This is a genomic window from Mesorhizobium kowhaii (assembly GCF_003253745.1).
GTDB classification, from domain to species: Bacteria; Pseudomonadota; Alphaproteobacteria; order Rhizobiales; family Rhizobiaceae; genus Mesorhizobium; species Mesorhizobium kowhaii.
This window is the reverse complement of the sequence record NZ_MZXV01000032.1, coordinates 1-12,824: the sequence shown is the minus strand read 5'-3', so window position 1 is coordinate 12,824 and position 12,824 is coordinate 1. Positions and strand designations below refer to the sequence as shown.

11 protein-coding genes and 2 pseudogenes are annotated in these 12,824 nt (G+C 60.6%); 6 read left to right on the top strand and 7 right to left on the bottom strand.

The features are described 5' to 3' along the window. Nucleotides 1-87 precede the first annotated feature (87 nt). Nucleotides 88-1,632, bottom strand: a complete 1,545-nt coding sequence (locus B5V02_RS12970) for a winged helix-turn-helix domain-containing protein (RefSeq protein WP_111544581.1) — start codon at nt 1,630-1,632, stop codon at nt 88-90. 187 nt (nt 1,633-1,819) lie between these two features. Here B5V02_RS12970 and B5V02_RS12965 point away from each other — a divergent pair, with 187 nt between their 5' ends. Both B5V02_RS12965 and B5V02_RS40580 read left to right on the top strand, forming a co-directional pair. Beyond that, nucleotides 1,820-2,521, top strand: a complete 702-nt coding sequence (locus B5V02_RS12965) for an alpha/beta hydrolase (RefSeq protein WP_111544580.1) — start codon at nt 1,820-1,822, stop codon at nt 2,519-2,521. A 318-nt stretch (nt 2,522-2,839) separates the two neighbouring features. Further along, the gene (locus B5V02_RS40580; protein WP_167458482.1) at nt 2,840-2,986 is read left to right on the top strand and encodes a hypothetical protein; all 147 of its coding nucleotides are present in this window, start codon (nt 2,840-2,842) and stop codon (nt 2,984-2,986) included. 1,839 nt (nt 2,987-4,825) lie between these two features. Here the strand turns inward: B5V02_RS40580 and B5V02_RS12950 are convergent. Next, complete coding sequence (locus B5V02_RS12950) at nt 4,826-5,098, bottom strand: hypothetical protein (protein ID WP_342633857.1); 273 nt, start codon at nt 5,096-5,098, stop codon at nt 4,826-4,828. A gap of 107 nt (nt 5,099-5,205) precedes the next feature. On the opposite strand from B5V02_RS12950, the gene B5V02_RS12945 reads away from it, so the two are divergent. Both B5V02_RS12945 and B5V02_RS12930 read left to right on the top strand, forming a co-directional pair. Next, nucleotides 5,206-5,502: a hypothetical protein gene (locus B5V02_RS12945; RefSeq protein WP_111544577.1), complete on the top strand. Its 297-nt coding sequence runs from the start codon at nt 5,206-5,208 to the stop codon at nt 5,500-5,502. Between the two features lie 1,184 nt (nt 5,503-6,686). Next, nucleotides 6,687-7,709 (top strand): acyltransferase family protein, encoded by a 1,023-nt coding sequence (locus B5V02_RS12930; RefSeq protein ID WP_111544574.1) that lies wholly within the window; start codon nt 6,687-6,689, stop codon nt 7,707-7,709. On the opposite strand, the gene B5V02_RS12925 is transcribed toward B5V02_RS12930, so the two are convergent. Both B5V02_RS12925 and B5V02_RS12920 read right to left on the bottom strand, forming a co-directional pair. Beyond that, complete coding sequence (locus B5V02_RS12925) at nt 7,693-8,070, bottom strand: SRPBCC family protein (RefSeq protein ID WP_245445900.1); 378 nt, start codon at nt 8,068-8,070, stop codon at nt 7,693-7,695. The genes B5V02_RS12930 and B5V02_RS12925 overlap by 17 nt on opposite strands. Nucleotides 8,071-8,137: 67 nt before the next feature. Beyond that, a pseudogene (locus tag B5V02_RS12920) lies at nt 8,138-8,861 on the bottom strand (trans-sulfuration enzyme family protein); the annotation flags it as partial. A gap of 454 nt (nt 8,862-9,315) precedes the next feature. Here B5V02_RS12920 and B5V02_RS12915 point away from each other — a divergent pair. Next, entirely contained in the window at nt 9,316-10,449 is a 1,134-nt protein-coding gene (locus tag B5V02_RS12915; protein ID WP_111544573.1) for a trans-sulfuration enzyme family protein, read from the top strand. A gap of 30 nt (nt 10,450-10,479) precedes the next feature. Here B5V02_RS12915 and B5V02_RS12910 read toward each other — a convergent pair. From B5V02_RS12910 to B5V02_RS12905, 3 genes and pseudogenes are all read right to left on the bottom strand, one after another. Then, nucleotides 10,480-11,116 (bottom strand): annotated as a pseudogene (locus tag B5V02_RS12910) (alpha/beta hydrolase); the annotation flags it as partial. Beyond that, nucleotides 11,113-11,244 carry a hypothetical protein gene (locus B5V02_RS42235; protein ID WP_281004935.1) on the bottom strand — a complete coding sequence of 44 codons (132 nt, stop codon included), beginning with the start codon at nt 11,242-11,244 and terminating at the stop codon, nt 11,113-11,115. The gene B5V02_RS42235 and the pseudogene B5V02_RS12910, both read right to left, overlap by 4 nt. 339 nt (nt 11,245-11,583) lie before the next feature. After that, nucleotides 11,584-12,315 (bottom strand): sulfotransferase domain-containing protein, encoded by a 732-nt coding sequence (locus tag B5V02_RS12905; protein ID WP_111544572.1) that lies wholly within the window; start codon nt 12,313-12,315, stop codon nt 11,584-11,586. Nucleotides 12,316-12,594: 279 nt separating this feature from the next. Between B5V02_RS12905 and B5V02_RS41105 the strand changes: the two genes are divergently transcribed. Next, on the top strand, nt 12,595-12,824 hold a 230-nt coding region (locus B5V02_RS41105), incomplete at its 3' end, for a hypothetical protein (protein WP_208647075.1).

The following is a 12,824-nucleotide window of genomic DNA, read 5'->3' as shown; positions in this document are numbered from 1 at the left end:
CGGGTGAACGAACGGCCCGCGGTCTCATGGGGCCAGCTGCTTGCGCAGGGAGCGTTCGCCCCGCCAGTTGGCATGCGCCCTTATCAGCTATTCCGGTAAGCCGGCCATCCGCATGGCGTCGGTGACGTCATCGATGATATCGGGTGCAAGTCCCACGGCGGCGGACCAGCGGCCGATGGTGAAATGCGGGTCGAGCGACAAGAGCCGCGTGGCCGCCGCTTTTGCCTCGTCGAGCCGCCCGAGCCTGGCGAGCGGCGCCGCCAGCCATCCGTGCAGGATGCTGAACCCGGGATTCAGTTCCACCGCCCGCCGGCCGGCCATGACGGCCTGCTCGTGCCGGCCGGACAGGAAGTTGCCGAAGCCGATGATGCCTTGCGGCACACAGCTCATGGCGTCGAGGGGGCTGAGCCGCATCGCCTGCTCGCACCAGTCGATTGCCCGCGCCGCGTCGCCGCCATAGGCCACCGGCACGCAGCCGAAGACATAGACGAAGGCGCAGGATGCACTGAGCGCCAGAGCCTGAGCAAATGCCTCGTCGGCCAGCCTGCGGTCATGCTCGACCAGGCCGATGGTGAACCCGGCAAGGGCGAGCGCCATCGCGTCGCCCGAGCCATGCTCGATCGCCGCATGGGCATGGCGGATCGACTTCTCGCGGTTCTCCGGCTGCAGGCCACCGCGCACAAACAGCGTCTGGTGCGCCCAGGCGGCAAAGCCGCGGGCAAGCGCATAGGTCGGCTCGATGGCCAGAGCCTGGTCGAGCAGCGGCAGACCCTTGGCGGCGCCCTGTGGCATGAAAGTGTAGACATCGGGCAGCGCGCGCAGCAGCAGATCGTAGGCGTCCAGACTGTTGGGACGATCGCGTCGGACGCGTTCGATCTCGGCCCGGCGCAGATTGGGCTCTATTGCCGCGACCACGCTGACGGTGATCTCGTCCTGTAGTGCGAACACGTCGGTCAGCTCGCGGTCGTAGCGTTCGGCCCACAGGTGGCTGCCGTCCTCCGCGTCGATGAGCTGGCCGGTAATGCGGACGCGGGTTCCCACCTTGCGCACGCTGCCTTCCAGCACGTAGCGCACGCCGAGTTCGTGGCCGACCTGCTTCACGTCCACCGCGCGGCCCTTGTAGGTGAAGCTGGAATTGCGCGCGATGACGAACAGCCAACGGATGCGCGACAGACCGGTGATGATGTCCTCGACCATGCCGTCGGCGAAATAATCCTGCTCCGGATCGCCGCTCAAATTCACGAAGGGCAGCACGGCGATGGAGGGACGGGCGGGAATGCCCAGGCCAGGCTTCGGTTTTTCCACCGGTGCCGTCACCTCGGCCTCCTCGCGCACAGTGCCGACGAAGCGAAGGCCCCTGCGCAGGATGGTGCGGATGAGCCGCTGCTCCTCGCCACTGTCCCGGAGTGCATTGCGGGCGGCGTTGATGCGGCTGGCGAGCGTGGCGTCGGAAACGATGCGCCCCTGCCAGACCGCATCGACCAGATCGTCCTTGCTCACCACCCGCTCGCGATTGCGGATCAGATATTGCAAGAGGTCGAACACCTGCGGCTCGACGGAGATCAGGTCGTTGCCGCGACGCAGTTCCCGCCGATCGCCATCCAGAGCAAAATTCTCAAAAAGATACGGCAAACTGCTTGCTCCAGATCGTGCGGCGAAGAGGACACGACACTGTAGCCGCGTCGTGGACGCAAAATCAAAGCGATCTCAAGGTAAAATCAAGGGAACCTGAAAGCCGCCTGAAAGCGCGCCCCTCAGCCCTGCCGCATAGTCCTCCTGCAACAAACGCTCAACCAACGATTTGAACAGGAGAACCCAAATGTCGAACACTGCAACAAAGTCCGTCGTCCTCGTGCATGGCGGCTTCGTCGATGGCTCCGGCTGGGACGGGGTCTACCAGATCCTCAAGAAGGACGGCTATGACGTGACCATCGTCCAGAACCCGACGACCTCGCTTGCCGACGATGTCGCCGTCACCAAACGCGCCATCGCCGCCGCTCCCGGCAACGTCATCCTGGTCGGCCACTCCTATGGCGGCGTCGTGGTGTCCGAGGCCGGCACCGATCCCAAGGTGGCGGGTGTCGTCTATATCGCGGCCTTCGCGCCGGATGCCGGCGAATCTGTCTCCACCCTGATCGCCAACCCGCCGCCCGGAGCGTCGGTGCCGCCGATCCTGCCGCCCGTCGACGGCTTCCTGATGCTCGACAAGGAGAAATTCGCCGCCTCGTTCGCCGCCGATGTCCGTCCCTCGCTCGCCTCCTTCATGGCGGACTCGCAGGTGCCGTGGGGTGTGGCGGCGCTCGAAGGCAAGGTCACCGCTCCCGCCTGGAAGGTGAAGCCCTCGTGGTATCTTGTCGCCACCGACGACAAGATGATCCCACCGCCGGCGCAGCGCCATATGGCGACCCGCGCCCAGGCGACGGTTGTGGAAGTGCCCGGCAGCCACGCAGTCTACGTCTCCAACCCCGCAGGCGTCGCCAAGCTCATCGAACAGGCGGCCACCAGCGTCGTCAAGAACTGAACCCGCATCATCGAGATGAACAGCCTGGGCGCTTGGCGGCGCCCAGGCTTTTTTGCTCTGCCAGGCCCGTTCCAATTCGCTGATGGCAGGTGAAGATTTAGCTTCCTTTGTCACGCCCTATGTTGGGGGACTCCCAAGTCGCCAAATGGCACCCGCGTTGGATATTTCAGCCAGCGGTTTCGTCAGCCTATAGGACGGGAACGCGTCAACTGCCTCGCTACTCGCCACCAGGTAAATCGGACAAGTCGCGCATAGCGCAGCAATTGCTCTTTGTTCACGGTCAAGGACGTCCTCGCTTTCTATCGTGCGGATGACATGATGGCCGGAATAGTAGACGAACACCATATCACCGTAGGGCTCTATGCCCGCCAACTCAGGTCGGCGCCGATCGTGTTCAAGCCGGCCGACCGTGGCAAGATGCGGAAGGCCAAGCTCAGCGAAATCGAGAAGCGGGCGGCGGCATAGGCTCCAGCAAAGCCACAGGCGGGCGCCAGAACGCGCCAGACGCTTCGGCGGTGTAGGACAGCAAAGAACGCGCACCAGATAGCGCTACCCGGCACCCGGCGGTTTAGGCCAGGGGCCGTGGCCCTCCGAAGCAGGACGTGGCGCGGAATTTGCGACGGCATCATCATATCAGGGAGAGGAGTCAAAGATGATGCGTCAAGATGGAACAACAGCGCGAAAATCACCAACACGGCGCGTGCCAGAATGGCGCCTCAACAAGAGAACGTTTGAGGTTCCGTACCTCATGAAGCTCGGCAACATTAGCCGCCAGGAAGCGCTGGCTTTGATCGCTAGGCATAGTGGGGACAGAGACGAAATCACTGCTGAGCTGTTCTCGCGGAGAGGTCGATCACATTAGCTTTCAAAACACGGGCGTGGTGGATGATCGAAAGCGGTCCTAAGATTGTCTGCAATTCATGCAGAGTGCCCCTTAGCAGCATCAGTGGGCCGCAAGGGTCCGACCTCTTGTCTTGCCCCAATTGTCGAGTTTCCGACACATACGACAACGTCATGCTTGAACTTGGCCAGCGCACTGCTGACGCACTTTCGCGCGCGATGTACCGACCTGTTCCCTCGAGGATCTATCGTTTCGCCCTTCTCTTTTCAGCAGGGGGACACCCCAAGCCGACAAGGTCGCCCCTAGGGATGAGCACGACTAGTGACGAGGACCACCGTATGCGAATGCGGGTCAGGCGGAAGAAGGATGGCCCCTCCCGTGCCTAGTCGAGGCAAGCGGCGATGCCAGCCGGCTTGCCGGCGCCATCAAGATCAGGAATATAATCCTCCCGTTGCGGCGAACCCCTTCAACGGAGATCGCCATAAATGGCTAGAACCAAACTTCACAAACAGCTTTCACAGGCTGAAATCGACCGCTTTCTGGTAGAGGCGGACCGGCTTCATAAGAGCATCGTCCAGCCGCTTCTATCGCCTAGCAGCGAGCATTACCGGGCTCTGCAGCGTACGCATGAGCGCTGTTGAAGACGGTCAAAGACATCACCGGCAAGGATGCGCCGTTCATTCAATGGAACGGGACGGGACCGGTGCGGCCTACGGCTGGGTAGCGATCAAAGCCGCGATGACCAATCAATCGCGTCCGCTTCCACAAACAGATAAATGCCGGCCAAGATAGGGACGGCCAGCACAATCCAAAGCGTGATTTTCAGCCTGTTCATAGGCGGGTAGGTAGTCAGTCACCGCCCGAGCCGCAACTCAAATGGCCGTATGTGCGGCAGGCCTCTACGGCTGGGTAGAGCGCCTGAGGGGCGCCCTGACCGGAATATCTCGTTCCCAGCCACCCGAAGATCCCAGGGCTCAGGACTAGGCGGCCCGGCATCTCTGCACCGGCGGGGTGGCCAGCAGAGCGCCGGGCCTGACCGACGCGGGGGGGTGGGCGTAGGCGGGCGCGCCAGCTAGCAAATATATACGCTTCCGCTAATATAAAGGCATTTATCAATATGTACGAAGGAAGCAGCAAAAGGTGGGGCGCAAGCCGGTAACGATCTAAACGCAAGGCCAAAGCGATGGCGAAGGCGTTCGACGAAGCGGGCCTTTAGGGCCGCCAAACCAAGGACTTCAGTCTTAATTGCGTGATTGCTAATGTAATATAGACTTATCAACCAGCGGGGGTTTTCTCGCGATGGCCGGTGCTCGCTTACAACCCCTCATCGCCTACACCGGCCATTTCTTCGCGAGGCTACTAGCGGCCCAGCGGCCAAGGGCGGGTGGGCTTGGGTTGACCACCGGGCCTGACCGGCGCAGGGTTGGGGTGCGCCGGCTGGGCGAATTATACGCCGTTCTCGCTTAGTCGACCATGTCTCGCAGCGGCTTCTTGCGGGTCGGCGGCCGGTATTTCTCCACCAACCGAACCTTGTCGATGGCGACCGTCACCAGCGGTCCCAAGGCGATCGTCACGGTCTCGTCATCGATGCGCGTGACCTCGCCGGTCAACTCTATCTGCTGGCCACGTTTGACCTTGGACGAGTCGCGGATCGCGTGCGGGAAATCGTAGGACGGAATCGAGACGCTAACGGTGTCTTCATCGACCCGCCGCCGCACCGTGGCCGTGACCGCCACCAGGTCTCCAATGCCAATTCCCCGCACCATGCGGAAGATTCTGGAGCGCGAGGAGCGTTAGTCAAGCGCTTGCTAATATTCGTCCGGAGGCGCAAAGTTTCTGAAACATGAAGCTCTTTTTGATCGCGCTTGCCGTCGCTCATAGCTGGTATACCGGCTACCACGATCCGGTCACCGGCTATGAATGCTGCGACGACAAGAAGGATTGTCGGGTCATCAGCCCTCGATATGTCGAGCCGCTGCCGGGCGGCGGTTTCAATATCCGCACGGGGTCCAAGACCCGATATTTCATCCCCAGGAACCGCGTTATAGAGAGCGAAGACAGCCAGTATCACATCTGCACGTCCCCACCGCATTTGACTATCCGCTGCTTCTTTGCCCCGCACACGGAGGCGAGCCGATAGCGGCCGGCGCCATCTTCGCATCGATCAGAGATTGCAACGTCCAGCCCGTTGCCATCCGGAGGTTCAGGCATGCGCGCGTTCGTCGTTTTCCAGGAAAGTCTATACGATCAGGCAAAGTTCGATGCCTACCGCAAGGTGGTTATGCCCACGTTGGCTGCGTTCGAAGGCAAAATTATTGTCCGCGCGGTGACTTTTTCCCCTCTCTTGTACTTGCAGTCGCACGCGCTCCCAGCCTCGATGGGCAATAGATCATTCCATAAAGGAAAGCGAACAAGACCCCGTGCCAAATCCCCCCAAAGCTTAGGTACGCCCCAACCCACGAAGCTTCTCGCGCCTTGCTGCTTCAGCGGCATCTGCAGCAATTTGCTTTGACTGGTCGCCATCAGGCAATCGCAACGGCACAGCAAACACTCTCTGCTGACCGTCTGAGAACGGCTGTCCTTGCCGCCTTCGGCGCCCAAGCCCCAAACCCCGATTGATCCCTTGCCGCCGACAGAAGATTCCGCCGTTACGGCGACGTCAAGTCGACGCGCGCGAACACACCGAACTCGGGAAGCACGGACAGGTTGCTGCCCAGAGTCCCGGGAAAGGCGGCATTCACGTTCCCATATCCGAGGTTTGAGCGTTAGCAACACCGGCCAGTATTTGCCCAAGTGTTTCAGAGATGAACTCTTCGAGGGTCCAATGGTCGCCTCCCATGTCGCATCCATGTCGCACGGACCAGCCGATAGTCGCAGGAAACCCTTGGAAATCAATGGTAGCCAGTTGCAACATGACGCGACATGAAATCGATCAAGTGGCAAACTTTTCAACTTGATAAGGTGTTGTTTCTGCTTAGGAAGGTGATGGTGCCCAGAGGCGGAATCCAAGTGAAGGAAATCTGCTTTTGTTTCCATATAGTTGACTATTCGCCCCCGGCGATCTTATCCAACGAAAATACCAACAAAATATTTCTGTGGATTGGTTCTGTTCCCGAATATTGTTCGCTTGGCGACGCCACCTAGCTAGCCTCCTTTGCTTGAGGCAGTTCCGGCCGCTTACTGCCCCTGAAACTGCCCCGGCGGCAATCTCGCACTTGCACAAACTTATCTTGCACTGCAATATGATTTTCGGGCGGGAATGCGAGTCGGGTTCGGAATGCATACCGCTGTGCCCTTTCGCGTGACCAATGCGAAAGGATCAGCATGACCGACATCTCCGCGGCGCATGTCGTCCCGTCCCGACCCGTCGCCGACAGAGCGGCCAGAACAAGACTGGCCTATCTCGATGGCTGGCGCGGCCTGTCGATCGCCCTGGTGCTGATCGGCCACTTCTTTCCCGTTCCCGGAATCAATCTCGGCGTGCTGGGCGTCGAATTTTTCTTCGTGCTCAGCGGCCGGCTGATGGGCGAGATCCTGTTCATCGAGCGCTACCCGCTGAAGAAATTCTTCAAGCGCCGCTTCTCCCGCATCTACCCCGCACTTCTGGTCTTCGTGGTCGTCGCGATGATTGCGCTCTCCGGTACATTCGTCGCCTTCAAATGGAAGGCGGCGCTGACCGCGCTGACATTCACTTACAATTATGCCGGCATTCTCGTTACGCGGGCCGGAGCGCTCGACCATATCTGGTCGCTCTGTATCGAGGAGCACGCCTATATCATCCTGGCGCTGATCAGCGTCGTCGTCTCAAGCCGCTCTCGCGTCGTCGCGCTGCTGCTGACGCTGGCCTTGCTTGCGATGGCCAACGGCGCGGCCTCGTACTGGGTGTTCGGGATGGACTATGAAACCACTTACTGGCGCACCGATGTGCATATCGCCTCGATCCTGCTGTCGGCTTCGATCTGCCTGCTCAAGGCCGACGGCAGGCTGCCGGCGATTTTCAGCGGCAAGTACGTGGCACTGGCGGCATCGATCTGCGCGATTGTGCTGTTCCTCGATCCGGTGCCGACGCCGATCCACTATCTGTTCGCTGTGCCGCTGCTGGCGCTGGCCGTCAACGCGCTCGATTTCAGCTCCCGGTATCTGACCGGGTTGCTGTCTTCCTGGCCGATGGCGACGCTGGGGCTGTGGTCGTATTCGCTCTATCTGTGGCAGCAGCCGTTCTACAAATTCGCCTACGAGCAAGGCAGCGCGCCGATCCCGATGCTGGCCGGCGTCTTCGCTTGCGCGCTCTGCAGCTACTACGTCATCGAGCGACCATCGCGCGAATGGCTCAACCGCAATTGGTGAAGTCAGGCCGAGGCGCTGTTTTCCGCGCCCTAAGATTGCGTCGCAGGCCGGCTTCACCGCGCGGCGTCGTCCAGCGATGATTCCAGGCGAAGGCCGGCTGCAGCAGCGGTGCAAGGAATTTGAGGATTGGCCGCAGCACCGTGACCTGCCAGGTCAATTGCACGCCGGTGCCGGTGCCGGACGGCGACAATTCCGCCCGCCACAGCCCGTCGAAATCGCCGAGGGTTTTGACCACCACCAGCCGGCCGGGTTCGAGTTCCGCTGCCTCGATGATGAAGTTCAGCTCATAGGGCAGGGCGCCGCGAGCCCGTGCTCTTGCGCGTGAGCCAACGGTCGCCTTGCCCTTCCTGTCCAGCGGCACCACTTCCTTGTAGACGTCACCCCATCAGAGCGGCAGCAGTTCGGCATCCGAGAGCACCTCCCACACTTCCAGTGGCGTGCCCTCGGGGATGTGTTTTCGCATCACCGAGGATCGCCCCGCCGAGAGCATCGCCGTGGCCGTTGATATACTTGGTCAGCGAGTGGATCACGATGTCGGCCCCGTGTTCCAGCGGCCGCTGGAGCGCGGGCGAGGCGAAGGTGCTGTCGACCGCGACCTTCACGTCGCGCGCATGGGCGCGTTCGGCAATGGCCGCGATGTCCAGAATGCGGCTCAGCGGGTTGACCGGCGTCTCGAAGAAAACGAGCCGAGTCCTGTCAGTGATGGCGTCCTCGAGATTGCTGGCTTTTGACAGATCGACCGCAACAACCTTGATGCCAAATCGCGGCACCGCCTGTTCGACCATCGCCAGCGTATTGGCATAGAGCGTCTTGTGAACGACGAGTTCGTCGCCTTGCGACAGCAGCAATAGGATCAGCGTGCCGAAAGCAGCCATCCCCGAGGCGGCGACCAGTCCTGCTTCAGCTCCTTCGAGATTGGCGAGCCGTTTTTCAAGGATCTCAGTTGTTGGATTGTATTCGCGTGCATAGAGCCTTTCGCCGAGCGCGCCAGCTGCTTCGTTCGCCTCCACGCTCTCGAAGCCGTATGTGGAGTTAAGAAACACGGGTGGCTTGAACGGCGTTAGAGAAGCTGGCCGTATTGTAGCCATGATGGATTGCGCGGGTGGCGAAACTGAGGTCAGCGTCGCACTGCGACCGCTCCGCAGCATACATTTTGGTTTGATCGGTCGTGCGGGGGTCAGGCGCACGAGATCTCGACACGGCCAACGGCCGTGCACGTGTGACTGTGAGCAGCCAACCACGGACACTGGACCGGGTAGATATGAAAAAATGGCACTGTTGATCGGACCAAGTTCCCGGGCAGAGTTCTCGATCCCTTATGGTGACTATGATAACCGGTGCATACCATTCAGCCGCGCCTCTCGAGCCGAGGGATTGATGAAGGATGGCCCCGCCTGGCGCCCGCAAGGCCATGACGTTTCAGCAGGATGCTCGACCGCAAATCGGGCGAGCGGGCGAGCATCGCCATTCGGGCGCACTTTATTCCTATTGTTCGGCGCGGGAGCGTGATGACCAGCTTGGCCGCGGGAGGGCTTCATCCTAGAGAAATCAGGCTGCTCCAGTCATCCCTGCAATCTTCTTCTCAACTCCACGTAAGGAGGTTCCGATGCACATAGAAACCAAAGCAGTACATGCGGGTCGGGATGTCGACCCTTCCACAGGGGCCGTCACCATCCCTTTGCATCCCAGTACGACCTTCGAGCGCGGTCCGGACGGATCCTTTCCCTCCGGCTACGAATACATCCGGGATGACAACCCGACTCGCCACGCGTTCGAGACGGCGATGGCGGCGCTCGAAGGGGGTTGCGCTGCGGTTGCCTTTTCCTCCGGCATGGCCGCGATTACCGCAGTATTCGAGGCGCGTCCCAGCAGGGGTAATCGCATCGTCGTGCCGGACGACATGTATTTCGGCATCCGGTCGCTGATCGAGGAGACCGACATCGGGCACCGGTTCGACTTCGTCGCCGTTGACATGCGCGACCTGGGGGCGTTGCGCACAGCCGTCGGGGCCGCGCCCACCGGCCTTGTTTGGATCGAGACCCCCTCCAATCCGCTCATACGCGTCGTGGATATCCGGGCGGCTTGCAAAATCGCGCACGAGGCCGGTGCCCCCGCGGTGGTGGACAATACCTGGGCGACGCCGATCCTCCAGCGCCCGTTCGAGCTCGGGGCCGATGCGGTGATGCATTCGGCGACGAAATACATTGGCGGCCATTCCGATCTGATGGCAGGGATTGTTGTCGTGCCGGAGGCATCGCCGTTCGAACGCCCGTTGCGCATGATCCAGAAGCACAAGGGCAGCGTCGCCGCTCCCTTTGACTGCTGGCTCGCGTTGCGCGGGCTCCAAACCCTTCCGGTGCGGATGCGCGCCCACTGCGACGGCGCCCAGAAGGTGGCCGAAGCGCTCAGCAGGCATCCGGCTGTTGACAGTGTTCTCTATCCGGGATTGCCCCACGACCCGGGCCATGCCCTGGCTGCAGCGCAGATGTCCGGGTACGGCGGCATGTTTTCTTTTGTCGTAAATGGGGGCGCTGAAGCAGCCATGTTGGTTGCCGCCGGCCTTAAAATCGTGGCGCGGGCCACAAGTCTGGGCGGTACGCACACGCTTATCGAACATCGGGCCTCGGTCGAAGGGCCAAAGTCGCTGGCGCCGGCGGGGCTGCTGCGCATCTCCGTCGGGCTCGAGCATCCACAGGATATCATTGACGACCTCTATCAGGCTTTGTCGGTGGTCAAATGACGACGCTCTGAACTTCGCCCGCGGCACAGAAGCCCATTGACACAATCGCTTCAGCAGAACGCGCTTCAAGAACGGCCAGAGAGCCGTGCATGATTCCTTTGGTAGCGGACCCCATGCGGCATAGGGCCGGCCGAGGCCGAGAAGACAGAACAGCGAACAGATGCGGCGAACGGTTTTTATCGAAACCGACAGGTCGGGCACGGCGAAGAACGGTGCGATCAGCACCATGCGGCGCACGCGGTTCGCCATCGAGGGCGCAGCGAGCAGCGCAATCAGCGCCCCGGTCGAATGGGCCAGTATATAGTAGGGTCCCCGGCAATCGGGCAGCACGATCTCTTCGAAGAACTGCTCCAGATCGCCGGTATAGTCGAAGAAGCTCCGGACGTAACCGCGCTGTCGGTCACCGATCAGCCGGTCGGAAGCGCCCTGGCCGCACCAGTCGAGGGTTGCCACGCCAAAGCCCCGGTCGGCAAGCCAATGGTCTCGAAATACTTCTCGATCGACTCGTTGCGGCCGGTCAGGACGACCACGGTGCCCGTCAACGGACGGCTAACCGCGAGGCAAACAGCCCATAGCGGATCTTCTTGCCGTCGCGCGTGGTGAAGAAGCCGCCGGCTGCGTTTTCCGGCAGCGGATTGCCTGGGGTCTGATGAAACAGATCGGTCATACGGTATTTGACCGGGTGCCGGCATGGGCGCAGGTCAGATACAATCGCCGATGCGCCAAAAGCAAAAGAATGACATCGGCGGTGAGTTCGATGAGGGTGTCGATGTTACTATCGGCTTCTTCTGTCATGAAAACTCTCACGGCGGCTTGAACCAATGTCGGCGAAGTGGCGCTTCAAAGTAGCAGTCGCCGCTGAAAGCAATGATGTCTCGAGGATCATGGCGATGCTCGTCCAGCAACGTCTTTCGACCTCGTCCCTATGGGACTGAAAAATAGAGCTTTGCAGATACGGGCAAGCGAGGGCTAGGGTTGGGATACGAGGACCGTCTGTGAACGCTAACGACTAAATTGGAAGGGATGGCGGCTTTGCGCAGCATGGTGGCCATGGAGGGTGCATTTGGATCATGTCTCCGCGGCGTGGTGTGGCTGGCGGAGACACCGAAGAACGCTTCTGGCTGCGAAGGCCAGTCAGACGTCAAAGAATCGCGCGTAAGGTCCATCCGCGAAGTGGAGCCGCAACGCATCAAAATTCTGCACCGTTTGGTCCAGCGGTCGCGTTTCCTGGCGCTGAAGGGTGGCGCGATCAGATAGCTCTAGCGCTGGAGCGCCCAGGAAATCCCAAACTTTTCCTAAGCAAGCAGCGGGTTCGTGAAGAAGGCTCTCGTATTCGACGACGAGCAGGTTGGTCGACGTGAACGAGTGCTCGACGCGAGCGTGAAAATCGTCCGCGGCTTTGAAGTAAGCCTCGCAGTCAGCGATTGACAATCTGACGCGCGGCGGCCGAGCGGCGTCCTTGTCTGAACTGAACTTCAGCCATTGGCCGCTTTGTCTTGCCTGCGCAAAGGATCGCAGCGATTCCAATATGTTCCGAGTTACAAGGATGACCTTGAGTGCTGGCCAACGAGTCAGTTCCGCAAAAAAAGCTGGACGATCGTGAAATTGGGGTTCGTTGATCTTGCACCCAATATGCGTCACATTCTTGTCTTGCGCGGGATAGCGTAAATAGGCTTGTTCGAGGAGCTCGCGATCGGTGCGTAGCAGGCGATCCTTCCCGAACCAATTAGTATCATACTCGTTGAGCAACTCACCGTTGCTCAATACCGTCGGATGCTCGTTTAGCAATTCCTCCAAATAATGTGTACCAGTCCTCGGCATAGCAAGAATAACAAAAGGCTGAGGCGTCGGCGTGCGGTGAGTCATTGCATGTGTTTCCAGCTAATAGTGGTCGCGAGGGTTTAGGGGGGCGCCAGGCACAAGAAGCTCGCCTGCTATGTCCTGGACGCGGATGATCCGCGCTCATGTAACCGGACCCCTGAGCTTTTTCGTCGCGAAGATCGGAGCGTGCCTGCATCAAAGGCTGAGTGGCGCCTCCCCTTTAGTGTGCTGTGCCAGGCACAATTCCAGGCCAAGCACGCTTGGCTCCAGCTCGGATGTGGCCAGTTCCGATACGGCACTGAGGGCCTCCTTCACGTGCCCGTCGTGAGTAGCGTCAACGCATCAGGCGTCGACGAAACAGCGCAGCCGAGAGGAAAAACGGCAATACCGCCCTCCCCAAGCAAGGAAGCACAGGCAGCCATCGAGAGAACTTTCGTGGTACTGCATCATGGATCGCCATCGCTCTCGGAAGTCATCTCAGCGCAGCAGGCGCCGGCGAAGCAGTATCATCGAGAGGAAGAACGGCAACACCGCGTACATGCAAAGCGCACCGA